This is a genomic window from Achromobacter aegrifaciens, from assembly GCF_902859735.1.
In the GTDB taxonomy this organism is placed as follows: domain Bacteria; phylum Pseudomonadota; class Gammaproteobacteria; order Burkholderiales; family Burkholderiaceae_B; genus Achromobacter; species Achromobacter aegrifaciens.
The window spans coordinates 1-24,600 of record NZ_CADIJY010000003.1 but is presented as its reverse complement, the minus strand read 5'-3'; the positions used below and the strand labels follow the sequence as shown (position 1 = coordinate 24,600).

Here is a 24,600-nt window from a genome sequence, read left to right as displayed (position 1 = left end):
ATCCAGATGAATCCCCCGCTCGCGCTGCACGCCCACACCCGCCTCCCCGTCATCGGCGCCCCCATGTTCCTGGTCTCCGGACCGGACCTGGTGGTGGCGCAATGCGCGGCGGGGATCATCGGCACCTTTCCGTCGCTCAACGCCCGTCCGCAGGAGCAGCTGCACGACTGGCTCACGCGCATCGAGAACGGCCTGGCCGCGAAGCGCCAGGCCGCACCCGACGCGCAAATCGCGCCCTATGGCGTCAACCTGATCGTCCACCCCAGCAATCAGCGTTGGCAGGGCGATCTGGCCATCTGCGCCGAGCGCCGCGTGCCGCTCATCATCACCTCGCTGCATGCCCCCGAAGCCGTGGTGGCCGCCGCGCACGGCTATGGCGGGCTGGTATTCCATGACGTCACCAATGTGCGGCACGCCAAGCGCGCGCTGGACGCCGGGGTCGACGGCCTGATCCTGGTGGCGGCGGGCGCAGGCGGCCATGCAGGGCAGATCAGCCCATTCGCGCTGGTCAACGAGATCCGCGCCTTCTACGACGGCCCGCTGGCGCTGTCCGGCTGCATCAGCCACGGCAAGGACATTTTGGCCGCGCAGGTGCTGGGCTGCGACTTCGCCTACATGGGTACACGCTTCATCGCGACGCAGGAATCGCTGGCCGGCGACGCCTATCGCGAAATGGTGCTGCAGGCGCAGGCGGCAGACGTGACCTACACGCCCTACTTCTCGGGCGTGCCCGCGAACTACCTGTCGGCCAGCATCCGGGCAGCCGGCCTGGATCCCCTGGAGCTTGCCAGGAACGGCGTAGCCCCGCCCGCGAACATGGACAAGAGTTCGCGGCCCAAGGCCTGGAAGGATGTGTGGAGCGCGGGCCAGGGCGTGGGCGCGGCGCAGGAAATCCTGCCTGCCGCGATGCTGGTGGATCAGCTGGAATCCGAATATCTCGCCGCGCGCGAAGCTCTGCGCCAGCTTTAGTCCAGCTTGATGTTGGCGGTTTTGATGACGTCGCGCCATTTCGCGATTTCATCGCGGACGAACTCGCCGAACTGTTCTGGGGTGCCGGGCTTGGGCTCGGCGCCTGCGGCGATCATGCCCTGCGCGGTGGCCTGGTCAGACAGGACCTTCACGAGATCCGCATTCACGCGTTTCACGATGTCGGGCGGGGTGCCTTTGGGCGCCATCACGCCGCTCCACGAGTATGCCTCGTAGCCTGGCAGACCGGACTCGGCGATGGTAGGCACGTCGGGCAGCATGCTGGAACGCGTGGGATTGCCTACCCCCAGCGCACGCACCTTGCCGCCCTTCAGATGCGGCACGGCGGATGGACCGTCGGCGAACATCACCTGCACCTGTCCGCCCAGCAGGTCTTGCATGGCGGGCGCGCTGCCGCGGTAGGGCACGTGCTGGATGCGCACGCCGGCCATGGCGTTGAACAACTCGCCGGCCAGGTGCGTGCCGCCGCCCGTGCCTGACGAGCTGAACGAGAGCTTGCCCGGATTGGCCTTGGCATAGGCGATCAGCTCGCTGACCGAATTCACGGGCAGCGTCGCGTTCACCACCAGCACGATGGGAAACACCGCCGCCATGCCGACCGGCACGAAGTCCCGCGTAATGTCGTAGCTCAGATTGCCGCGCAGGCTGGGCAGCACCGCATGGTGGATGGAGGCAAAAAAATAGTTGTAGCCGTCGGGCTCGGACTTGGCCGCGAACTGCGCGCCCACGATGCCGCCAGCGCCCGACTTGTTGTCGACCACCGTGGGCACCGACCACAGCTGTCCCAGCGGCTGCGTGGTGAAGCGCGCGGTCGTGTCCACGGGGCCGCCCGCAGGAAACGGCACGATGAAGTTCACGGCATGCGCCGGCCAGGCGGCGGCGCGGGCCATCTTGGGGAACAGCGCGGGCAGCGCGGCGGCGGCGCACGCGGCGCCCAGCCGCGCAACGGCGCGGCGGCGTAGTAGATCGGTCACGGCAGTCTCCTGGTTCTCGGTTTTATGGGCGGCCAAGCTCTAGGACTGCTGCCTGACGCCTTTTTTATTATTTGCCGAACCTGCGGAGCTACCGCTACATATTTGCAAAAGCCCCTCTTCGGAACGCGCTACAGACCGCGGGCCGCACGCTGCACATGTTCGATGAAGCATTCCGCGAAACTGGGCAGGTCGCGGCCGCGCTGGCGGCACAGCAGACGGTCGCGCAACGCCCAGGGGTCATCCAGCTTGAGCACGTGCAGCGCATCCGGACGGCTGTAGCGCGCCGCGCAGGCGCGCGGCACCACCGCGATCCCCGCGCCCGCCTCCACCATGCGGCACACGGCCTCGAAGCTACCCACGTGCACGCGCTGGCAGATGCGCTTGCCCAGGCCGCTGGCGATATCTTCCAGGAAGGTCTGGATGGCGCTGTCGGGATGGATGCCGACGAACTGGTAGGCATCGACCAAGTCGGCGAAATGCGCGGACTCCGTGGCCGCCAGCGGGTGGTCCAGCGACGTGACCACGGTGAGCTCATCGCGGAACAGCGGCGTGACGTCCAGGCCCGACACGTCGATATTGCCCGCCACCAGCCCCAGGTCTCCCTGGCCTGCGCGTATGGCGATGACGATATCGCCAGATATTTTTTCTTCCAGTTCCACGTCCACGTCAGGGTTTTCCGCAAGAAACGTGGACAAGGCGTCGGCCAGGAACGAATTGGTGGCCGTGGTGTTGGCCAGCAGGCGCAGGCGTCCCTTCAGGCCGCTGGCATAGGGCTGCAGGTCCGCGTTCAGGCATTCCAGCTGGCGGAACACGGCGTTCGCATGCTTGAGCAGCACCTCGCCCGCCGGCGTCAGCGCCACGCCCGTGGCCATGCGCACCAGTAGCCGGGCCTTGAAAGCCTCTTCCATGTTCTTCACCCGCGCGCTTGCCGCCGGCAGGGACAGGAAGGTGCGTTCCGCAGCCCGGGTCAGATTGAGTGTTTCCCCCACGTTCAGAAACAAACGCAGGTCCGTCAGATCGTGTCTCATGTTCCACCACGCAGAAGGGGGGCATATCTAATTTTGAATTCTTCGCATGCCTCGTCGAATCTACCATGGTGCATCCCCTCGAACCAGAGCGTTCGATGCGGAACTGTTTTCCACACGGCGCGCGCGCCGCAGCACAGGAGTCAGCTTCAATGAGCGGCATAGTTTCCGGAAAAGTGGTGATCGTGACTGGCGCGGGCGGCGGCATCGGCCGCAGCATTGCACTGGCCATGGCGCAGGCCGGCGCCAAGGTGGTGGTGAACGACATCGGCGTATCGCTCACCGGCGAAGGCGGCGCGGATGGCCCCGCGCAAGCGGTCGTCAAGGAGATCGTCGCGGCGGGCGGCCAGGCCGTCGCCAACACCGACAGCGTGGCCGCGTACGACAGCGCCAGCCGCTGCGTGCAGACGGCAATCGACGCCTTCGGCCGCATCGATGCCGTGGTCAACAATGCCGGCAATCTGCGCGACCGGGTTTTCCACAAGATGAGCGAAGAGGAATGGAGTCAGGTGCTGGGCGTGCACCTGAACGGCTCCTTCTTCATGAGTCGCGCGGCGGCGCCCTACTTTCGCGAACAGGAGTCCGGCGCGTTCGTGCACATGACCTCCACGTCCGGACTGATCGGAAACTTTGGCCAGGCCAACTACGCGGCGGCCAAGCTGGGCATCGTGGCCCTGTCGAAATCCATCGCGCTGGACATGGCGCGCTACAACGTGCGCTCCAACTGCATCGCGCCGTTCGCATGGAGCCGCATGACCAGCTCCATTCCCGCCGAAACCGACGAAGAAAAAGCCCGCGTCGAAAAGCTGAAGAAAATGGAAGCCGGCAAGGTCGCGCCCATGGCCGTGTATCTGGCCAGCGACGCGGCCAGCGAGGTCACCGCGCAGATCTTCGCGGTGCGCGCCAACGAGATCATGCTGATGAGCCAGCCGCGCCCGCTGCGCACCGTGCACCACGGCGAAGGCTGGACGCCCGAGCGCATCGCCGAGATCGCCGTGCCCGCCATGCGCAAGCACTTCTACGCGTTGGAGCGTTCGCCTGACGTCATCGACTGGGATCCCATCTGAGGCCGCCATGCCCCTGGACTACGCAACCGTGAAGAACTGGCGCTTCGACGAAGTCCGCCAGCGCTACGACGAAAAAGACACCATGCTGTACGCCCTGGGCATAGGCCTGGGGCAAGACCCCGAAGACGCCGGCCAGTTGCGCTACGTGTACGAAAAAGGCTTGCAATCCTTCCCCACCATGAGCGTGGTGCTGGGCTATCCGGGCTTCTGGGTCCAGGATCCGCGCGCCGGCATCGACTGGGTACGCGTGGTCCACGGAGAACAACGGCTGACCATGCATGCGCCCCTGCCGCCGGCGGGCGTGGTCACCGGCAGAAGCCGCAACACGCACGTGATCGACAAGGGTGCCGACAAGGGCGCCATCATCATCACCGAACGCACCCTGCACGGCGAAGACGGCGCCTGCCTGGCCACCCTGCGCCAAAGCACCTTCTGCCGCGGCGACGGCGGCTTCGGACAGGGAGATGACAGCCCCGCCGCCCTGCCCGCAGCGCCCGACGGCGCCCCTGACCTGAGCTGCGAAATCCGCATCCCCGCCAGCGCCGCCCTGCTGTACCGACTGAACGCCGACCGCAATCCGCTGCACGCAGACCCCGAGGTCGCACGCGCGGCCGGCTACCCCAAACCCATCCTGCACGGACTGTGCTCCTACGGCGTAGTCGCGCACGCCATCGTCAAAAGCTGCTGCGGCTACGACGCCTCGCGCCTGGTCAGCCTGAACACGCGCTTCTCGGCGCCGGTGTATCCCGGCGAAACCCTGCAGTGCGACATCTGGCGCCTGCCCGACGGCCAGCTCCGCTTCCAGGCCCGCGCGCTGGAACGCGGCGTGGTGGTCATGAGCCACGGCACCGCGGAGCTGAAGCCATGACCCGCCCGCCCGCATTGACCGGCATCCGCGTACTGGACCTGTCGCGCATCCTGGCCGGTCCCTGGTGCACGCAGAACCTCGCCGACCTGGGCGCCGACGTCATCAAGATCGAACGCCCGCGCGTCGGCGACGACACCCGCGCCTGGGGCCCGCCGTTCCTCAAGGACGGCGCGGGCCAAGACACCGAGGAATCCGCCTACTACCTCAGCGCCAACCGCAACAAGCGTTCCGTCGAAGCCGACATGGCCACGCCCGCAGGCGCCGCGCTGATCCGCGAACTGGCGGCCGCCAGCGACATCCTGGTCGAAAACTTCAAGGTGGGCGGCCTCGCCAAGTACGGCCTGGACTACGACAGCCTGAAGCAGATCAACCCGCGCCTGATCTATTGCTCCGTCACAGGCTTCGGCCAGGACGGCCCCTACGCGCAACGCCCCGGCTACGACTTCATGATCCAGGGCATGGGCGGCCTGATGAGCATCACCGGCGAACGCGACGACCTGCCCGGCGGCGGTCCGCAAAAAGCCGGCGTGGCGGTCACCGACATCGTCACCGGCATGTACGCCACCGTGGCCATCCTGGCCGCCCTGCAGGAACGCCACAACAGCGGCCTGGGCCAGCACCTGGACATCGCCCTGCTGGACAGCCACGTCGCCCTGCTGGCCAACCAGAACTCGAACTACTTCAACTCCGGCGTGGCGCCCCAGCGCGCCGGCAACGCCCACCAGAACGTCGTGCCCTACCAGGTGTTCGCCGCCAGCGACGGCCACCTGATCGTGGCCACAGGCAATGAATCGCAGTACCGCGCATACTGCCGCGCCATCGGCGCACCCGAACTGGGCGACGACCCGCGCTTCGCCACCAACCGCATGCGCCTGGCCAACCGCGAGCTGCTGGTCGGCCTGCTGACCGAGATCATGCGCCAGGGCCAGCGCGACGACTGGATCGCCAAGCTCGAGGCCGTGGGCGTGCCCTGCGGACCGATCAACGATATCGCCCAGGCCCAGGCACATCCGCAAGCGCTGGCACGTCAGCTGCGCCGCGATATGCCGCATCCGGCGGGCGGCATGGCGGCGGTGACAGCCAGCCCGTTGCGGCTATCGGCCTCGCCGGTGGAATACCGTCGCGCGCCGCCGCTGCTGGGGGAACATACGGAGGAAGTGCTGCGGGAGGTGCTGGGGAAGACGCAAGAAGAGATCGCCGTGTTTCGCGAGGGATTAAAGACGACGAACTGACGCGGGCCGCGCCTACAGCGAAGACTCCAGTCACAGGACGACGATGAGCCCCACACGCCACTCACCGCATGCGCGCTAGCGGCCACCACAGCAATCAAATAAATCACGTATGTCATTATTGGCCGCCCGGGCGGCCAATAATGACGGGCAAATCAAGCCTCTCCCCCGACCACGGCTCCAGTAGCGCGCCAGGCCAAGACAAACGTAGCCCGTCGGCGCGGGCGTCTGGGTGGCGAGCAACCTCGATGCGCCCGAGGGAATCCGTAGGAGTCGCCGAAGGCGAGGACGAGGATGACAACGGGGCAGTCCGGAGCGAACGCTCCGGACCGCAATCGTGGGCGCTCGCCACCCAGACGCCCGCGACGACGGGCGGCCTACGAAGCACTAAGCACTAAAGCCAAAAAAAACGGCCACCAGTCCCCTGGCAGCCGTTTTTCTCACAGCCTACGGAATCAAGCCACAGCGACAGGAATCTTCCCGATCTTGGCCTGCCATTCCTTGGGCCCCGTGGTATGGACAGAGGTACCCTGAGCGTCAACCGCCACAGTCACCGGCATGTCCTTCACGTCGAACTCGTAGATGGCTTCCATGCCCAGGTCCGCAAAACCCAGCACCTTCGCGCCACGGATAGCCTTCGACACCAGGTAAGCCGCGCCACCCACCGCCATCAGATAAGCCGAGTTGTGCTTCTTGATGGATTCGATAGCCACCGGACCGCGCTCCGACTTGCCGATCATCGCGATCAGGCCCGTCTGCTCCAGCATCATGTCCGTGAACTTATCCATGCGCGTAGCGGTAGTGGGACCCGCCGGGCCGACCACTTCGTCGCGCACCGGATCCACCGGACCCACGTAGTAAATGACGCGATTCTTGAAATCCACCGGCAGCGGCTCGCCCTTGGCCAGCATGTCCTGGATACGCTTGTGCGCCGCATCGCGGCCCGTCAACATCTTGCCCGACAGCAGCAGCGTCTGGCCCGGCTTCCAGCTGGCCACTTCTTCCTTGGTCAGCGTATTCAGGTCCACCTGCTTGGACTTGTTGTAGTCCGGCGCCCAGTGCACTTCCGGCCACTCCGACAGCGACGGCGGATCCAGGCGAGCGGGGCCCGAGCCGTCCAGTTCGAAGTGCGCGTGGCGCGTCGCCGCACAGTTCGGGATCATCGCCACGGGCTTGGACGCCGCGTGCGTCGGGAACGTGCTGATCTTGACGTCCAGCACCGTCGTCAAACCGCCCAGGCCCTGCGCGCCGATACCCAGCGCGTTGACCTTCTCATACAGCTCGATACGCAGCTCTTCCAGCTTGTTCTGCGGACCGCGGGCCAGCAGCTCGTACATGTCGATGTCTTCCATCAACGACTGCTTCGCCATCAGCATGGCCTTCTCGGCCGTGCCGCCGACGCCGATGCCCAGCATGCCCGGCGGGCACCAGCCCGCGCCCATCGTCGGCACCGTCTTCAGCACCCAGTCCACCAGCGAATCGCTCGGATTCAGCATCGCGAACTTCGACTTGTTTTCCGAACCGCCGCCCTTCGAAGCGACTTGCACGTCGACCTTGTCGCCCGGGACAAGCTCGACGTGCAGGATACAGGGCGTGTTGTCGCGCGTGTTCTTGCGCGCAAACAGCGGATCGTCCAGCACCGAGGCGCGCAAAGGATTGTCCGGGTTCAGGTAGCCGCGGCGCACGCCTTCGTCACAGAGTTCCTGCAGCGTGCGCTTGGTCTCGAAACGCACGCCCATGCCGACCTTCAGGAACACGTTGACGATGCCCGTGTCCTGGCACAGCGGACGCTTGCCCTCGGCGCACATGCGCGAGTTGGTCAGGATCTGGGCCATCGCGTCGCGCGCGGCGGGGCTTTCCTCGCGCTCGTAGGCGCGGGCCAGGTGACGGATGTAGTCGACCGGGTGGTAGTAGCTGATGAACTGGATGCCATCGGCTATCGACTGGATGAAGTCTTCTTCTTTGATGATGACTGACATGGCGATATCGGGTCTAGATGAAAAACGTGAAAACGCGGCCGGCGTGACTAGCCCGCCGCGATGGAGAAAGAACTATTTTTGCCGCCGGGCCGCCCCAAGGCAAACAGCGCCCCCTCGGGGGGCAGCTAGCCCCGCAGGGGCGCGGCGTGGGGGCATTTCCTATTTGCCTTGCCAGACCGGTTTGCGCTTCTCGGCGAAGGCGGTCGCGCCTTCCTTGGCGTCGGCGGACGAAAAGATGTGCGCAATCAGCGGACGCTGCTGGTCGAACATGCTGGCCTGGTCCCAGTCGCCCGACTGCGCCACGATGCTCTTGGCGGTCTGCACCGCCAGCGGGCCGTTCTCGACGATGGCGCGGGCCAGTTCCAGAGCGCCCGCCAGGGCGGCGCCCGGCTCGGTGATGCGGTTGACCAGCCCGAAGGAGTGGGCGCGCTCGGCCGTCAACATTTCGCCGGTCAGGATCACTTCCATGGCGATGTGGTACGGCAGGCGGCGCGGCAGGCGCAGCATGCCGCCAGCGCCCGCCACCAGGCCGCGCTTGACTTCAGGCAGGCCGAACTTGGCGTTGCTGGCGGCCACGATCAGGTCGGAAGCCAGCGCCATTTCGCAGCCGCCGGCCAGCGCATAGCCTTCCACCGCCGCGATCAGCGGCTTCTTGGGCGGCCGCTCGTTCAGGCCCGCGAAGCCGCGGCCTTCCACGTAGGGACGCTGCCCCGACTTGGCGAAAGCCTTCAGGTCCATGCCCGACGAGAACGTGCCGCCGCCGCCCGTCAGGATGCCGATGCGGATGTCGTCGCGGCTGTCCAACTGGTCCAGCGCCGCGGCCATGGCCTGCGCGGTCTCCAGGTTGATGGCGTTCTTGGCCTCGGGACGGTTGATCGTGATGATCTGGATGCCGTCGGTGACTTCTACCTTGATCAGGTCTGACATGGGACTGCTCCTTCCGGGAATTCTCGGAATCGGGTTCCGGGTTTTATATAAGACTTGGTACGCAACCTGGAATCATACGATCATTGGTTTCCAGGCGCAGCGACGGGCCCGCGGGGCGTCCACCAGCGGCACACTGTCCCCCTGCGAACCGCCCCGAAGGCCCAGATGTAACCGTCCGCCCGGCATTCGGGAACCGGACCGCCCCAGGCCAGTTAAAATGTCGGGTTTCCCACGCCCAGGGCAAGCCTTGCCCGGCGGCCGAATTCCAAGAATCCTATGCTCACCTTTCAGCAAATCATCCTTACGCTCCAGGAATACTGGGACAAGCAGGGTTGCGCCCTGCTGCAACCCTACGACATGGAAGTCGGCGCCGGCACCTCGCATACCGCCACGTTCCTGCGCGCGATCGGCCCGGAGCCCTGGCGCGCCGCCTACGTGCAGCCCTCGCGCCGCCCCAAGGACGGCCGCTACGGCGAAAACCCCAACCGCCTGCAACACTATTATCAGTACCAGGTCGTGTTGAAGCCCGCGCCTCCGGAAATCCTGGACCTGTACATCGGTTCGCTCAAGGCGCTGGGCATCGATCCCACCCAGCACGACATCCGCTTCGTAGAGGACGACTGGGAGAACCCCACCCTCGGCGCCTGGGGCCTGGGCTGGGAAGTCTGGCTGAACGGCATGGAAGTCACCCAGTTCACCTACTTCCAGCAAGTGGGCGGCCTGGACTGCACGCCGACCACCGGCGAAATCACCTACGGCCTGGAACGCCTGGCCATGTACCTGCAGGACGTGCAAAGCGTGTACGACCTGGTCTGGACCGAAGGCGCCAACGGCAACCGCGTGCTGTATCGCGACGTGTTCCACCAGAACGAAGTGGAACAGTCCACCTACAACTTCGAGCATTCGTCGGCCGAGATGCTGTTCTCGCACTTCAATGACTACGAAGCCGAGGCCAAGCGCCTGATGGACGTGCCGCTGGCGCTGCCCGCCTACGAGGCCGCGCTGAAGGCCGCGCACACGTTCAACATGCTGGACGCGCGCGGCGCGATCAGCGTCACCGAGCGCGCCGCCTACATCGGCCGCATCCGCAACCTGTCGCGCGCCGTCGCGCAGGCCTACTACGATTCCCGCGAACGACTGGGCTTTCCCATGCTGGGCCGCGACAAGGCCGCCGGGGAGGCTGCATAAATGACGACGAACATCCGCCCGCTGCTGGTCGAACTGCTGACCGAAGAACTCCCGCCCAAGGCCCTGCAGAAGCTGGGCCAGGCCTTTGCCGAAGGCGTGCGCGCCACGCTGGAGCGCCACGGCCTGCTGGCCGCCGGCTGCGCCGCCACCGCGTATTCCACGCCGCGCCGACTGGCCGTGCACCTGTCCGCCGTGCTGGCTCAGGCGCCCGACCAGCCCTATGCCGAAAAGCTGATGCCGGTGAAGATCGGCCTGACCGAAGACGGCCAGGCCACGCCCGCGCTGCAGAAGAAGCTGGCCGCCAAGGGCCTTGAGAACATCGACCTGTCGACCCTGGAACGTGAATCCGACGGCAAGCAGGACTACCTGGTCGCGCGCGGCACCGCTCCCGGCGCCCAGCTGGCCGCCGGCCTGCAGGAAGGCATCGACGCCGCCATCAACGGCCTGCCCATTCCCAAGGTCATGCGCTACCAATTGGCCGACGGCGTCACCACCGTCAAGTTCGTGCGTCCGGCGCACGGCCTGGTCGCGCTGTTCGGCGCCGACGTGGTGCAGGTGTCCGCGCTGGGCCTGGCTGCCGGCCGCGACACGCTCGGCCACCGCTTCATGAGCGCGGGCCCCGTATCCTTCGCCGACGCCGACGCCTACGCCGCCACCCTGGCCGAAAAGGGCCGCGTGGTGGCCTCGTTCGAAGGTCGCCGCGACGAGATCCAGCGCCAGTTGCTGGACCATGCCGGCCGCCTGAACGCCACCCTGGGCGACGATCCCGAAGTGGCCGCGCTGCTGGACGAAGTCACGGCCCTGGTCGAACACCCAACCGCCTACGTGGGCCAGTTCGAAGAGCAGTTCCTGCAAGTGCCGCAGGAATGCCTGATCCTGACCATGCGGCTGAACCAGAAATACTTCCCGCTGTTCGATCCGGCTACCGGCCGCCTGACGCACCGCTTCCTGATCGTCAGCAACATGCACACCGACAATCCGGTGAACATCATTGAAGGGAACCAGCGCGTGGTGCGCCCGCGCCTGGCCGATGCGCAGTTCTTCTTCGAAACCGACCGCAAGACGCCGCTGGCGGCGCGCGTCGAACAACTGGGCTCGATCGTCTACCACAACAAGCTGGGCACCCAGCTGGAACGCGTGGAGCGCGTGCGCGCCATCGCCCGCGGCGTGGCCGAGCAACTGGGCGGCGACGTCTCCGCCGCCGACCGCGCGGCCATGCTGGCCAAGGCCGACCTGGGCTCGAACATGGTGGGCGAATTCCCCGAGCTGCAAGGCGTCATGGGCGCCTACTACGCGGCCGGCGACGGCGAGCCCGACAGCGTGGTGCAGGCCCTGCGCACGCAGTACCGCAACCGCTACGACGCGCCCGTCACCGCCGACACGCTGACCGCGGCCACCCTGTTCATCGCCGAGCGCGTGGAAACCATGGTCGGCATCTGGGCCATCGGCCTGGCGCCCACCGGCGAGCGCGACCCCTTCGGCCTGCGCCGCGCCGCGCTGGGCCTGATCAGCGCCTTCGAACAACTGGCCGCAGGCGGCTGGCTCAAGATCAGCGAGGCCGGCCCCCTGTCGCTGGACGGCCTGCTGGAACTGGCCGCAGGGACCTTCCCCGCCGGCAAGATCCCCGCCGACACGCTGGCCGAAGTCCGCGCCTTCATCTACGAACGCTACCGCAACCAGCTGATCAATGACTTCGACCGCAATGCCGTCGAAGCCGTGATCGCGCTGACCCCGCCGTTGCACCAGGTGGCCGAGCGCGTGCGCGCGGCCGCCGCCTTTGCGCAGCTGCCCGAGGCCGCCAGCCTGGCCGCCGCCAACAAGCGCATCGGCAACCTGCTCAAGAAGGCCGAAGGCGAGATCGGCGCGGTGAACGACGCCGCGCTCGTGGAACCGGCTGAAAAGGCCCTGGCCGCCGCCGTTTCCGCGCTGCGCCCGAAGGCCGAGGCGCAACTGGCCGCGGGCGACTTCGCCGGCAGCCTGAGCACGCTGGCCCAGGTCCGCGAAGCCGTGGACGCCTTCTTTGCCGACGTCATGGTCATGGCCGAAGACCCGGCCGTGCGCGCCAACCGGCTGGCCCTGCTGGGCCAGTTGCATGGCCTGATGAACCAGGTCGCTGACATCTCCAGGCTGGCACAGTGAAACTCATCATCCTAGACCGCGACGGCGTCATCAATCAGGACAGCGATTCGTTCGTCAAGAATCCGGACGAATGGATCGCCCTGCCCGGCAGCCTGCAGGCCATCGCCCGGCTGACGCAGGCGGGCTGGAAGGTGGTGGTCGCCACCAACCAGTCGGGCCTGGCGCGCGGCCTGTTCGACATGGACACCCTGACGGCCATCCATACCAAGATGCGCCGCGAACTGGCCGCCGCTGGCGGCAGTATCGACGCGGTCTTCATGTGCCCACACGGCCCCGATGACAATTGCTCCTGCCGCAAGCCCAAGCCCGGCATGTTCGAACAGATCGGACACCGCTACGACGTCGACCTGGCTGGCGTGCCGGCGGTGGGCGATTCGTTGCGCGACCTGCAGGCCTCGTCTTCGGTCGGCTGCTCGCCCTGGCTGGTGCTGACCGGCAACGGCAAGAAAGCGCTGGCCAAGGGCGGTTTGCCTGACAACACCCGCGTCTGCGACGACCTGTCGGCCGTGGTCGACGCGCTGCTGCAGGACCATTGATCCAATGGCCCGCCTACGTTCGCTGCTGTACTTCCTGTTCCTGGCCGTCACGGTCATTCCCTATGCCTTCGCCTGCATCCTGTGGGCGCCGCTGCCGCTGCACTGGCGCTACAAGCTGACCGTGGGCTGGCCGCGCCTGGCCATCTGGGGCGCGCGCTTCTTCTGCGGCATCCGCTGGCAGGTCAAGGGCTGGGAAAACCTGCCCGACGGCCCGGCGGTGCTGCTGTCCAAGCACCAGTCGGCCTGGGAAACGCTGTTCTTCCCGGCCCACATGCCGCGCGAAGTCTGCTTCGTCTACAAGAAGGAACTGCACATGGTGCCGTTCTTCGGCTGGGGCTTGGCGCTGCTGCGCATGATCCCGATCGACCGCGCCAAGGGTCGCGATGCCTTCGATCAAGTGGTCAAGCAAGGCCAGACGCGCCTGGACGAAGGCCGCTGGCCCCTGCTGTTCCCCGAGGGCACCCGCGTGCCGCCCGGCAAGACCGGCCGCTTCAAGATGGGCGGCGCGCTGCTGGCCTCGCGCACCGGCGCGGTCGTCATCCCCGTGGCGCATAATGCCGGCGAATGCTGGCGCCGCAACGCCTTCGTGAAGTATCCGGGCATGGTTACCGTGTCCATCGGTCCCGCGATAGAATCCAAGGGACTCTCCCCCGAGGAACTGAACAAAAAGGTTCAGGACTGGATCGAAGGGGAAATGCGGCGTCTCAATCCAGAAAGGTATGGCCAGCACTGATCAGCTCGAACTCCTGTTCGACGAACAGCAGCACGACGCGCCCACGGGCGCGCCGCCGCTGAACGCCGCGCCAAAGGCTCCGGCCGCGCCTGAGGCGGCCTCGCCCAAGCCGGTCCCGCCCAAGCCCCTCTTCCCCGATCTGCCGCCGGCCGCCGCCCCTGCGGGCGAACCGCTGCTGACGCTGTCGCCCAACGCGGCCTCGCTCGTCCCCACGCCCTGCCCCGACCCGCTGCCGCCCGGCGCGCGTTGGCGCGAGGTCGCGACCGAGCAGCAGTCCATCGGCTTCGTGCTGCTGCGCTCGCGCCGCCGCAGCATAGGCTTCGTGATCACTGACGACGGCTTGCGCGTCACCGCCCCGAACTGGGTGACGCTGACGCAGGTGGACGACGCCGTGCGCGAGAAGGCCCGCTGGATCCTGACCAAGCTGCGCGAATGGCATGCCCGCAAGCAGCAGCTGGCCATGGCGCATACGCGCTGGCAGCCGGGAGGCGAACTGCCCTACCTGGGCAAGCGCATCGTGATCGGCGTGGGCGGCGACAGCCGCCAGGCCAGCCTGTCGGGCGATGCCGACGCCCCCCAGGACGGCGACACCCTGTGGCTGGCGCTGCCGTCCTCGGCGGACCAGGGCCGCATCCGCGATTCGGCCCAAGCCTGGCTTCAGCAGCGCGCCGGCGCCTGGTTCGGCGCGCGCCTGGCCCATTTCCTGCAGGTCAGCGGCCTGAAGATCCAACGCTGGCGCCTGTCCTCGGCCGCCACCCGCTGGGGCTCCTGCACCAGCGACGGCAACATCATGCTGAACTGGCGCCTGATCCATTTCGCGCCCGCCATCATCGACTACGTCATCGCGCACGAGCTTGCCCATTTGCGCGAAATGAACCACAGTCAGGACTTCTGGCGCGAAGTAGGGCAGATCCTGCCCGATTTCGAAGACGCCAAGAACATCCTGCGACGTCACGACCCCGCATCCTTGCCTCAGTTCTGAGGCATTCTGGAGACACGAAAATGTTGCTGCTGATTCCGGGCCCGGTCACGACCGACGCGCGGGTGAAGGCCGCCATGGCGCAAGACTATGCACCGTGGGACAACGATTTCCGTCAGACCTACCGGCAGGTCTGCGATGGCGTCCTGCGGGCGGCGCAGGCGTCGCCCGACGAGCATGCCGCGCTGGCGCTGCCGGGCTGCGGCCACTTCGCGGTGGAAGCCGCCATCCGCAGCCTCATCCCCGCCGGCGGCCGCCTGCTGGCGCCCTCCACCGGCGCCTACGCCGCCCGCCTGCAAAAGCTGGCCGGCGATGCCGGCCGCGTCGCCGTGCCGCTGCCCGTAGGCCCCACAGATCGGATCGATCCGCAAGCGGTCGCGCAGGCGCTGGAACAGGATCCCACGCTCACGCACCTGGCGCTGGTCTACAGCGAAACCGGCAGCGGCATCTGCCACGACGTGCCCGAACTCGCGCGCATCGCGCATGCGCTGGGCCGCAGCGTCATCGTCGACGCCGTATCCGCCTTCGGCGCGCTGCCCCTGGAGCTGCACGCCCTGCCCGCCGTGGAGGCAGTGGTGTTGACGGCCAACAAGTGCCTGGAAGGCATGCCCGGCGCCGCCTTCGTGGTGGCGCGGCGCGACAGCCTGGAAGCGGCGCGCGGCATCGCCGGCAGCTGGTCGCTGGACCTGGCCGACATCTACCAGCAAAGCCAGCAGCCCAATGCCGGCCCGCGTTTCACGCCGCCCGCGCCCACGCTGGCCGCGCTGGCCGTGGCGCTGGAGCTGCACCGCGAAGAAGGCCGCGAAGCCCGCCTGGCGCGCTACACCGCCAACATGCACACGCTATATGATGGCGTCAGGGAACTGGGCCTGGCGCCTTACCTGCCGCCCGCGCTGCAGGGGCCCATCGTCGTCAACGTCCGCGCCCCGGATGCGCCGACCTGGAACCTGCAATTGTTCGTGGACGCCCTCAAGCGCCGCGGCTACGTGCTCAGCAACTTCTACAACACCGAACAACCTTCGTTCCGGGTCGGCTGCATCGGCGCCTTCGGGCCAGACCAGATGCGGCAGGCAGTCGACGCCATGGGCGGCGCGCTGCGCGACATCGGCATCACCCGGGAAGCCGCCGGCAACGGCGGATTCTTCCCGTTCCCCCTCACCGCTTAAGGAAACCATCCCATGCGTATGCTCCACACCATGCTGCGAGTCGGCAATCTCGACAAGTCCATCGACTTCTACACCAATGTGCTCGGCATGCGCGTCCTGCGCCGCAACGACTACCCCGAAGGCAAGTTCACGCTGGCCTTCGTCGGCTACCAGGACGAATCCGAAGGCGCCGTCATCGAACTGACCCACAACTGGGACACGGACAAGTACGACCTGGGCACCGGCTACGGCCACATCGCCCTGGAAGTGGACAACGCCTACGAAGCCTGTGACAAGGTCAAGGAAAAAGGCGGCAAGGTCACGCGCGAAGCCGGCCCGATGAAGCACGGCAAGACGGTCATCGCCTTTGTCGAAGACCCCGATGGCTACAAGATCGAGTTCATCCAGAAAAAGGGCCGCCAGGACTGAGCCCCGCGCGGCCAAAGCCAGGAAGACACTTCCATGATCCACACCATCCTGAAAATGGGCGATCCGCGGCTGCTGCGCGTGGCCGCGCCCGTGGAGCGCTACGACACGCCCGAGTTGCATGCGCTGATCGACGACATGTTCGAAACCATGGCCGCCGCGCAAGGGGTGGGCCTGGCCGCGCCGCAGATCGGCGTGGATCTGCAGCTGGTGATCTTCGGCTTTGACCGCAACGAGCGCTATCCCGACGCCCCCGCCGTGCCGCAGACCATCCTGTGCAATCCCGTCATCACGCCGCTGTCGGACGAGATGGAAGACGGCTGGGAAGGCTGCCTGTCGGTGCCGGGCCTGCGCGGCGTGGTGCCGCGCTACCGCCGCATCCGCTACAGCGGGCGAGATCCCTACGGCCAGCTCATCGAGCGCGAGGCCGAAGGTTTTCATGCCCGGGTGGTGCAGCACGAATGCGATCACCTGATCGGCCGGCTGTACCCGTCGCGCATCCAGGACTTCAGCAAATTCGGGTTCACTGAAATCCTGTTCCCGGACATGGATCCGAATCAGGACGACTAAGGCCCCGCTCCCGCCTTGCGGGGGCTTGCGTCCCTACCCTAAGCCTCGCCGGAGTCCGCCTTGGCGGCCTGCGGCGACAACTCCTCGGGCGCGAAATCGTCCACCTGCAACACCCGCGAGACCAGGGCTTCGGCCTCTTCCAGCGAGGCCGCCTGCGCGTCGGTAATGGCGCCGCGCTGATGGGCTTCGCGCCAATCGCGCACGCCGGACTGGCGCAGGCGGTCGCGCAGCGGCTGCACGGCGTCCGCCAGCGCGAAGGCGCGGGTCAGAAGGCCTACCGGATCGTCGCCGGCAGCGCCGGCATCGCGATGCAGGTCGGCCGCCAGGCGCACATGCGTGGGCGAAGGCTTGAGCAGCAGTTCAGCGCATTCCCGGGTCAAGGCGTCGCTCGGCCCCTTGGCCAGGCGCAGCGGCAGGATGGCCGCGCGCAGTCCCCACGACAACACGCGGCCCGGCAGATTGCGCAGGACCTGATCCATGCTTTTCTCGATGCTGGCGTAGCCCTGCTCCAGGCACCACTGCACCAGCGGCAGATCGTCGTGCTTGCGGCCCTCGTCTTCCCAGCGTTTGAGCACCGCCGACTGCAGATACAGTTCGGACAGGATGTCGCCCAGGCGGGCGGAAATCATTTCCCGGCGCTTCAGGCCTCCGCCCAGCTGCGCCAGCGTGGCATCGGCCAGCAGCGCGAAGCCCGAGGCATAGCGGCCCAGCCGCCGGTAGTGGCCAGCCACGGGACCGGATGAAGGCGCAGGCGCCAGCACCCCGCCAGTCCAGGCGCGGCCGATGGCCCGCAGCGCGTTAATGCCTGTGTGGCGCAGATGCCGCCAGAACACGTCGTGGAAGACCTCCATGCCGCGGTCTTCGTCGGGGTTGCCCAACGCCAGGATTTCCGGCATCAGATAGGGATGGGCGCGGATCGCGCCCTGGCCGAAGATGATCAGGTTGCGCGTCAGGATGTTGGCGCCCTCGACCGTGATGGCGATGGGCACGGCGCGGTACAGCGCGCCCAGGTAATTGCTGGGACCGTCGATGACGGCGCGGCCGGCATGGATGTCCATCGCGTCGTTGACCGAGCCGCGCATGCGCTCGGTGGCGTGGTACTTCATGATGCCCGAGACCACTGCCGGCTTGACGCCCTGGTTCAGCGCGGCGCAGGTCAAGCGCCTGGCGGCTTCGACCAGATAGGCATTGCCCGCCAGCCGGGCCAGCCCTTCCTGCACGCCTTCGAACTTGCCGACGGGAATGCCGAACTGTTCGCGCACGCGGGCATACATGCCCGTGGTGTGCGCGCACATCACGGCGGCCGCGGCCGACAGCGACGGCAAGGAAATGCCCCGCCCCGCCGCCAGCGCGCTCATCAGCATCTGCCAGCCATGCCCGGCGCGCTCGGCGCCGCCGATCAGCGCGTCCAGGGGCACGAACACGTCGCGCCCGCGGTTGGGGCCGTTCTGGAAGACCTGCATGGCGGGCAGGTGGCGGCGCCCGATCTCCACGCCGGGCGCTTCGGTCGGCACCAGCGCGACCGATATGCCAATGTCCTTGGCGCCGCCCAGGATGCCGTCGGGGTCCGATAGCTTGAAAGCCAGCCCCAGCACCGTCGCCACCGGCCCCAACGTGATGTAGCGCTTGTGCCAGTTCAGCCGGATGCCGATCAGTTCGCGCCCGTCGATCACCTGGCGGCAGACCACGCCCGTGTCCACCATGGACGCGGCGTCCGAACCGGCCTCGGGGCTGGTCAGGCCGAAGCATGGCACCTCACGGCCGTCGGCCAGCCGCGGCAGCCAGTAGTCGCGCTGCGCCGGCGTGCCGAACTGCATCAGCAATTCGCCGGGGCCCAGCGAATTGGGCACCATGACGGTGACGCCCGCGGTGATGGAGTAGGCCGAAATGCGCCGCACGACCTCGGAGTGCGCATAGGGCGAAAAGCCCAGGCCGCCGTAGCGCCGCGGAATGATCATGCCGAAGAAGCGTTCGGCCTTCAGGAAGTCCCACACCTCGGGCGGCAGATCGCGCCGGTTCCAGGTGATGTCCCATTCGTCCAGCATGGCGCAAAGCCGCGCCAGCGGGCCGTCTATGAAGCGCTGCTCGTCCGCGGTCAGCGTGGCCGCCGGCACGTCCAGCAGCTTGCGCCAGTCGGGATTGCCGGTGAACAGATCCGCATCCCACCAGGTGTCGCCGGCCTCGATGGCTTCGCGCTCCGTCGCCGACATGGCGGGCAGCGCGTTGCGCGCCCAGCGGTAAGCGGGTTCCGAGATGCGGCGCCGGCGCCATGCGTTGAAGTCCATGAGTTTTCCTCACTGTTATGGCCCCAGGCCCCAGGGCGTATCAGGTCAAAGTACCAGAATTGGCGGCGTCGGGCCAAGCTGCGGCCTGCCGACTCTGCGACAATGGGCCTCGGCGCGCAGCGCGCAATCCATCGCTATCCGGGCAGTCTCCGCATGCTGAACAAACTCTGGCTGGGCTTTTTCCTTACCGCGGCCGCGGCGGCGCTGTACCGCTGGCTGGTCATCGGCGACCCCGATGTCTTCCGCATGATGGTCGCCAGCCTGTTCGACATGGCGCGCGTGTCGGTGGAAGTGATGGTGCTGCTGTTCGGCACGCTGACGCTGTGGCTGGGCTTTCTGCGCATCGCCGAGGGCGCGGGCCTGGTGGAAAAACTGGCGCGCGTGCTGGGACCGCTGTTCGCGCGCCTGATGCCCGGCGTGCCGCGCAACCACCCGGCCATCGGTCTGATCACGCTGAACTTCGCCGCCAACGGACTGGGCCTGGACAACGCCGCCACGCCCATCGGCCTGCGCGCCATGCGCGAACTGCAGTCGCTCAACCCCACGCCCGAAACCGCCAGCAACGCGCAGATACTGTTCCTGGTGCTGAATGCGTCATCGCTGACCCTGCTGCCGGTGACGCTGTTCATGTTCCGCGCGCAGCAGGGCGCGCCGGACCCGACGTTGGTGTTCCTGCCGATCCTGCTGGCCACCAGCGCATCGACCCTGGCAGGTTTCCTGGCCGTGGCGGCCTGCCAGCGCCTGCGCCTGATCGATCCGGTCGTGATGCTGTGGCTGGGCGGCACGGCGCTGCTCATGGGCGGATTCATGGCGCTGCTGGCCAGCATGTCGGCGGCGGCCATCGCCTCGCTGTCGTCGCTGCTGGGCAATCTGGTCCTGTTCGGCATCCTGATCGCCTTCCTGGTGGCGGGCGCCTGGAAGAAGGTGCCGGTCTACGAGGCCTTCATCGAAGGCGCCAAGGAAGGCTTCGACATCGCCAAGAGCCTGCTGCCCTATCTGGTCGCGATGCTCTGCGCGGTGGGCGTGCTGCGCGCATCGGGCGCGCTGGATTTCCTGCTGGACGGCATCCGCTGGCTGGCGGTGCAAGCGGGATGGGACACGCGCTTCGTGGATGCCCTGCCTACCGCGCTGGTCAAGCCATTCTCGGGCAGCGCGGCGCGCGCCATGATGCTGGAAACCATGACGCATTTCGGCGTGGACAGCTTCCCCGCGCTACTGGCCGCGGTGGTCCAGGGCAGCACCGAGACCACCTTTTACGTGCTGGCGGTGTACTTCGGATCGGTGGGCATATTGCGGGCGCGCCACGCGGTGGGCTGCGCCCTGATTGCCGACCTGGCCGGCGTGCTGGCGGCCATCGGCGTGTGCTACTGGTTCTTCGGCTGAAACCCGCCGCGCGGCGGCAAGGAGCGCCCGGGCGGCGCTCCTGCCCCGCCGTATCAATCCACCAGCAGGATCTTCATGCCGTTGGTGCCACCGCTGTCGCGGTAGAAGTCGCCCTTGGTCAGGATCACCCAGTCTCCGGTCTGCACCAGGTTGCGCTTGCGCAGTTCATCGATGGCGGCGTTGCTCAGGTCGGCAGGCTCGTAGTCCGACGGCGCGAACGGAATCGTGTAGACGCCGCGGAACATGGCCACACGGTTTTGCGTGATGCTGTGCGGGCTGTAGCAGTAGATAGGCACGCCCGAGCGGATGCGCGACATGATCAGCGGCGTGTGACCGCTTTCGGTCAGCGAAATGATGGCCTTGACGCCGGGGAAATGGTTGGCCGCGTACATGGCCGCCAGCGCGATGGTCTCGTCGCAACGGGTGAAGGTCTCGCCCAGGCGGTGATGCGACTTGGTCGAGGTCGGGTGCTTTTCCGCGCCCAGGCAGACGCGGGCCATGGCCTGCACGGTTTCCACGGGATACTGGCCCGATGCGCTTTCCGCCGACAGCATGACGGCGTCGGTGTAGTCCAGCACCGCGTTGGCCACGTCGGACACTTCGGCGCGCGTGGGCATGGGGCTGGAGATCATCGACTCCATCATCTGCGTCGCGGTGATGACGACCTTGTTCAGCGTGCGGGCGTGCTGGATGATGCGCTTCTGGATGCCGACGAGTTCGGCATCGCCCACCTCCACGCCGAGGTCGCCGCGCGCCACCATCACGCCGTCGCTGGCGCGGATCAGCGCGTCCAGCGCCTCGTCGTCGGCCACGGCTTCGGCGCGTTCGATCTTGGCGATGATCCACGCCTGGCTGCCGGCGGCCGCCAGCAGCGTGCGCGCCTCGTCGATATCGCTGCCATAGCGCGGGAACGACACGGCCACGTAGTCCAGTTCCATCTCGGCGGCCAGCTTGATGTCGACGCGGTCCTTGTCGGTCAGGCTGGGCGCGGACAGGCCGCCGCCGCGGCGGTTGATGCCCTTGTTGTTCGACAGCGGACCGCCCACGGTGACGGTGGTGTGGACCTCGTCGCCTTCGACGCTGTCCACCACCAGCACCACGCGGCCGTCATCCAGCAGCAGCTCGTCGCCGACGCGGCAGTCCTGCACCAGTTCGGGGTAATCGATGCCGACGATGCTGGCCGTGCCCTCTTCCTTGGGATGCACGCGCGACAGCGTGAACGGCTGTCCGATCTGCAGTTGGACCAGCTTGTCCTTGAAGCGTGCAATGCGGATCTTGGGGCCTTGCAGGTCGCCCATGATGGCGACGAAGCGGCCCTGCTTGGCGGCGATCTCGCGCACCATGCGGGCGCGCTCGCGATGGTCGTCCGCGCTGCCGTGCGAGAAGTTCAGGCGGGCCACGTCCAGACCCGCGCGGATCAGCGCTTCTATGCGTTCAGGCGTCGAAGTCGAAGGTCCCAGGGTGGCGACAATTTTGGTGCGGCGCAATACGGGCATGACGATCCACTCTCGCTAAAACAACAAAAACGCTATGGTACGCCGGCCGCGCCCGCGCAGGTATCATGGGCATCACCTCAACCGAAAAACGAGCTCGACTGAACCCGTGAAAATCGTCATCGCCCCCGACTCTTTCAAAGAAAGCGTGTCCGCCCCCGATGCCGCGGCAGCCATTGCACGCGGCGTGAAGGCCGCTGTTCCCGGCGCTCACACGGTATGCATTCCGATGGCCGACGGCGGCGAAGGCACGGTCGAAGCCGTGCTCGCGGCAACCGGCGGCAAGGAACGCCAACAGACGGTGAACGATGCGTTGGGCTACAAGGTCGACGCCGTCTGGGGCTTGCTCGAGGACGGCACGGCGGTGATCGAGATGGCCGCGGCGGCGGGCCTGGAACTCATCGCCCCTGCCAAGCGCGATCCGATGCGCGCCAGCAGCCACGGCGTGGGCGAACTGATGCTGGCAGCCTTGAACGCAGGCGCCAAGCGCATCATCCTGGGCCTGGGCGGATCGGCCACCAACGACGCGGGCGCCGGCATGCTGACTGCGCTGGGCGTGCGCCTGCTGGACGCTGACGGCCGCAGCCTGCCGCCCGGCGGCGGCGCGCTCGGCAAGCTGGCCAGCATCGATACCCACGGCCTGGATCCGCGCCTGGCCCAGATCCGCATCGACATCGCCTCGGATGTGGACAACCCTTTGTGCGGCCCACAGGGCGCCTCGCATGTGTTCGGCCCGCAAAAGGGCGCGACGCCTGAACAGGTGCTGATCCTGGATCAGATGCTGACGAATTTCGCCGATGTGTGCGCCAAGCACCTGGGCTCCGACCATCGCGACCACCCAGGCGCGGGCGCGGCGGGCGGCCTGGGATTCGCCGCCAAGGCGTTCCTGGGTGCCAGTTTCCGGCCCGGCGTGGAGATCGTGGCCGAACTGGGCGGCCTGGCCCAGGCGGTCGAAGGCGCAACCCTGGTGTTCACGGGCGAAGGCCGCATGGACGCGCAGACCCTGCGGGGCAAGACTCCGGCCGGCGTGGCGAAGATCGCGCAGCGCGCGGGCGTGCCCGTAGTGGCGCTGGCCGGCTCGCTGGGCGAAGGCTACGAAGCGCTGCACGCCTGCGGCATCAGCGCCGCGTTCAGCCTGGCGCCCGGCCCCATCACGCTGCAGCAGGCGCTCACGGACGCCGAAAAACTGCTGGCCGACCGCGCCCGCGACGTCATGCAGCTCTGGATGACCGCGCAGAAGCGCATGTTGTAGAAACCCAAATGAAGAAGCCCGCTTGCGCGGGCTTCTTCATTTTGCGGATCCAGCCTCACTCGGCCTGCAGCACTCCGGCCGCCACGAGCGCATCCGCCAGACGGATGTACCGGTCCACCGAAATATCCTCGGCGCGCGCCGTGGGCGCGATGTCCAGCGCTTCCCAGGGCACTTGCTGCGCCCAGTCCGCCAGCACCCGGCGCAGCATCTTGCGGCGCTGTGAGAATGCCCGCGCCACCACGGTTTCGAAGGCCCGCTCGCTGACCGGACGCAGACGGTCCGCCGGCAAGGGCACCATGCGCACGATCGCCGACACCACCTTGGGCGGCGGGTCAAAGGCTTCCGGCGGCACGTCGAACAGCTTGTGCATGCGGTAGCGCGACTGCAGCATCACCGACAGGCGGCTGAAGTCGCCTGAACCGGGCTGCGCGACCATGCGGTCGATCACTTCCCGCTGAAGCATGAAATGCTGGTCGCGGACGTGATCGGCCCAGGTCATCAGATGGAACAGCAACGGGCTGGAGATGTTGTAGGGCAGGTTCCCCACCACGCGCAGCGCAGGCCCGAACTGGGAAAAATCCACCGTCAAGGCATCGGCCTCGACCACGGTCAGGCGGCTGGCGTCGAACTGCTTGCGCAGGCGCGCCGCCAGGTCGCGGTCGATCTCGACCGCCGTCAGGTGATCCAGGCGTTCGAGCAACGGCCGGGTAAGCGCGGACAAGCCCGGGCCGATCTCGACCACGGTATCGTCGCGGGCGGGCGAAACCGCCCGGACGATGGACTCGACCACGCTCTCGTCGGTCAGGAAGTTCTGGCCAAAGCGCTTGCGCGCCTGGTGCTGGGACATGTAAAGCCTGTAATGCGTTTAGCGGTTGTTCTGCTGGATCTTCTGCTGCTTTTCCAGACGATTGTCGATGTACGCCTGGGCGCGCAGCTGCTCCAGCCAATCCTCGAAAGCCGGCTGGGCGCGGCGTTCGAACAAGGTCTGACGGGCCTTCATGCGAGCCATATCGTCGGTGGCGTCGTGCTGGCGGCGCTCTTCCACTTCGATCAGGTGCCAGCCGAAGGGCGATTGCACCGGTTGGCTGATTTCACCCGGCTTCAGGGCGTTCATGGCGGCCTCGAACGGCGGCACGGTTTCGCCCGGGTTCAACCAACCCAGTTCGCCGCCTTGCGGGGCGGTCGCGTCCTGCGAATACTGGCGCGCCATGTCCTCGAACTTGGCGCCGCCGCTCACCAGGCGCTGGCGCACCTGCTCCAGGCGCTGACGCGCCATTTCGTCGCTCATGACGGTGGAGGTCTTGATCAGGATGTGGCGCGCACGAGTCTGCATCACTTCCACAGGGCCTTGGTGCGCAGGCGCCTGCGCGGGCGCGGCGGCGGGCTGCGGCGCCTGGGCCGGCGCCGGAGCGCGG

22 protein-coding genes are annotated in these 24,600 nt (G+C 67.2%); 14 read left to right on the top strand and 8 right to left on the bottom strand.

The genetic code is table 11. The features are described 5' to 3' along the window. Nucleotides 1-6: 6 nt before the first annotated feature. On the top strand, nt 7-969 hold the full coding sequence (locus tag HV766_RS10105; RefSeq protein WP_175181102.1) for an NAD(P)H-dependent flavin oxidoreductase: 963 nt from the start codon (nt 7-9) through the stop codon (nt 967-969). Here the strand turns inward: HV766_RS10105 and HV766_RS10100 are convergent. Both HV766_RS10100 and HV766_RS10095 read right to left on the bottom strand, forming a co-directional pair. Beyond that, nucleotides 966-1,961: a tripartite tricarboxylate transporter substrate binding protein gene (locus HV766_RS10100; protein WP_054457501.1), complete on the bottom strand. Its 996-nt coding sequence runs from the start codon at nt 1,959-1,961 to the stop codon at nt 966-968. The two genes, HV766_RS10105 and HV766_RS10100, sit on opposite strands and share 4 nt — an antisense overlap. A 128-nt stretch (nt 1,962-2,089) precedes the next feature. Continuing rightward, nucleotides 2,090-2,989 carry a LysR family transcriptional regulator gene (locus HV766_RS10095; protein ID WP_054457503.1) on the bottom strand — a complete coding sequence of 300 codons (900 nt, stop codon included), beginning with the start codon at nt 2,987-2,989 and terminating at the stop codon, nt 2,090-2,092. 149 nt (nt 2,990-3,138) lie between these two features. On the opposite strand from HV766_RS10095, the gene HV766_RS10090 reads away from it, so the two are divergent. From HV766_RS10090 to HV766_RS10080, 3 genes are read left to right on the top strand one after another with little or no spacing between them, the layout of a single operon-like run. Next, on the top strand, nt 3,139-4,053 hold the full coding sequence (locus HV766_RS10090) for an SDR family NAD(P)-dependent oxidoreductase (RefSeq protein ID WP_054457509.1): 915 nt from the start codon (nt 3,139-3,141) through the stop codon (nt 4,051-4,053). A 7-nt stretch (nt 4,054-4,060) separates the two neighbouring features. Further along, a complete protein-coding gene (locus HV766_RS10085) occupies nt 4,061-4,921 on the top strand; it encodes a MaoC family dehydratase (RefSeq protein WP_175181101.1) in 861 nt (286 codons plus the stop codon). Next, on the top strand, nt 4,918-6,153 hold the full coding sequence (locus HV766_RS10080; protein WP_175181100.1) for a CaiB/BaiF CoA transferase family protein: 1,236 nt from the start codon (nt 4,918-4,920) through the stop codon (nt 6,151-6,153). The genes HV766_RS10085 and HV766_RS10080 overlap by 4 nt, the downstream gene beginning before the upstream one ends. Nucleotides 6,154-6,605: 452 nt before the next feature. Here HV766_RS10080 and HV766_RS10075 read toward each other — a convergent pair whose 3' ends face one another. Next, on the bottom strand, nt 6,606-8,129 hold the full coding sequence (locus HV766_RS10075; RefSeq protein ID WP_054457515.1) for a fumarate hydratase: 1,524 nt from the start codon (nt 8,127-8,129) through the stop codon (nt 6,606-6,608). A 159-nt stretch (nt 8,130-8,288) separates the two neighbouring features. Next, nucleotides 8,289-9,056 carry a crotonase/enoyl-CoA hydratase family protein gene (locus HV766_RS10070; protein WP_054457517.1) on the bottom strand — a complete coding sequence of 256 codons (768 nt, stop codon included), beginning with the start codon at nt 9,054-9,056 and terminating at the stop codon, nt 8,289-8,291. A 276-nt stretch (nt 9,057-9,332) separates the two neighbouring features. Between HV766_RS10070 and glyQ the strand changes: the two genes are divergently transcribed. The 8 genes from glyQ to def are packed head-to-tail and all read left to right on the top strand — an operon-like array spanning nt 9,333 to nt 16,772. Then, entirely contained in the window at nt 9,333-10,244 is a 912-nt protein-coding gene (gene glyQ, locus HV766_RS10065; RefSeq protein ID WP_025136700.1) for a glycine--tRNA ligase subunit alpha, read from the top strand. Then, nucleotides 10,245-12,383 (top strand): glycine--tRNA ligase subunit beta, encoded by a 2,139-nt coding sequence (glyS, locus tag HV766_RS10060; RefSeq protein ID WP_175181099.1) that lies wholly within the window; start codon nt 10,245-10,247, stop codon nt 12,381-12,383. After that, a complete protein-coding gene (gene gmhB / locus HV766_RS10055) occupies nt 12,380-12,919 on the top strand; it encodes a D-glycero-beta-D-manno-heptose 1,7-bisphosphate 7-phosphatase (protein WP_175181098.1) in 540 nt (179 codons plus the stop codon). The genes glyS and gmhB overlap by 4 nt, the downstream gene beginning before the upstream one ends. Before the next feature lie 4 nt (nt 12,920-12,923). Beyond that, entirely contained in the window at nt 12,924-13,652 is a 729-nt protein-coding gene (locus tag HV766_RS10050; RefSeq protein ID WP_054457522.1) for a lysophospholipid acyltransferase family protein, read from the top strand. Beyond that, nucleotides 13,639-14,634 carry a M48 family metallopeptidase gene (locus tag HV766_RS10045; protein WP_175181097.1) on the top strand — a complete coding sequence of 332 codons (996 nt, stop codon included), beginning with the start codon at nt 13,639-13,641 and terminating at the stop codon, nt 14,632-14,634. Before HV766_RS10050 ends, HV766_RS10045 begins: the two co-directional genes overlap by 14 nt. 20 nt (nt 14,635-14,654) lie before the next feature. Beyond that, nucleotides 14,655-15,797 (top strand): 2-aminoethylphosphonate--pyruvate transaminase, encoded by a 1,143-nt coding sequence (locus tag HV766_RS10040; protein ID WP_175181096.1) that lies wholly within the window; start codon nt 14,655-14,657, stop codon nt 15,795-15,797. 12 nt (nt 15,798-15,809) lie between these two features. Beyond that, on the top strand, nt 15,810-16,205 hold the full coding sequence (gene gloA / locus HV766_RS10035; protein ID WP_054457526.1) for a lactoylglutathione lyase: 396 nt from the start codon (nt 15,810-15,812) through the stop codon (nt 16,203-16,205). Between the two features lie 33 nt (nt 16,206-16,238). Next, nucleotides 16,239-16,772 (top strand): peptide deformylase, encoded by a 534-nt coding sequence (def, locus tag HV766_RS10030; protein WP_054457527.1) that lies wholly within the window; start codon nt 16,239-16,241, stop codon nt 16,770-16,772. 38 nt (nt 16,773-16,810) lie between these two features. Here def and HV766_RS10025 read toward each other — a convergent pair whose 3' ends face one another. Beyond that, nucleotides 16,811-19,057 (bottom strand): acyl-CoA dehydrogenase, encoded by a 2,247-nt coding sequence (locus tag HV766_RS10025; protein WP_125473211.1) that lies wholly within the window; start codon nt 19,055-19,057, stop codon nt 16,811-16,813. Between the two features lie 153 nt (nt 19,058-19,210). On the opposite strand from HV766_RS10025, the gene HV766_RS10020 reads away from it, so the two are divergent. Beyond that, nucleotides 19,211-20,440, top strand: coding sequence for a nucleoside recognition domain-containing protein (locus HV766_RS10020; protein WP_175181095.1), 1,230 nt, complete (start codon nt 19,211-19,213; stop codon nt 20,438-20,440). Between the two features lie 53 nt (nt 20,441-20,493). Here HV766_RS10020 and pyk read toward each other — a convergent pair whose 3' ends face one another. Beyond that, nucleotides 20,494-21,936: a pyruvate kinase gene (pyk, locus tag HV766_RS10015; RefSeq protein WP_054457531.1), complete on the bottom strand. Its 1,443-nt coding sequence runs from the start codon at nt 21,934-21,936 to the stop codon at nt 20,494-20,496. 106 nt (nt 21,937-22,042) lie between these two features. On the opposite strand from pyk, the gene HV766_RS10010 reads away from it, so the two are divergent. Further along, complete coding sequence (locus tag HV766_RS10010; protein ID WP_175181094.1) at nt 22,043-23,185, top strand: glycerate kinase; 1,143 nt, start codon at nt 22,043-22,045, stop codon at nt 23,183-23,185. A 55-nt stretch (nt 23,186-23,240) separates the two neighbouring features. Here HV766_RS10010 and rsmA read toward each other — a convergent pair whose 3' ends face one another. Together rsmA and HV766_RS10000 are read right to left on the bottom strand one after the other, a co-directional pair. Then, a complete protein-coding gene (gene rsmA, locus HV766_RS10005; RefSeq protein WP_119451439.1) occupies nt 23,241-24,032 on the bottom strand; it encodes a 16S rRNA (adenine(1518)-N(6)/adenine(1519)-N(6))-dimethyltransferase RsmA in 792 nt (263 codons plus the stop codon). Between the two features lie 18 nt (nt 24,033-24,050). Then, nucleotides 24,051-24,600: peptidylprolyl isomerase (locus HV766_RS10000; RefSeq protein ID WP_175181093.1), on the bottom strand; the 550-nt coding region annotated here is incomplete at its 5' end.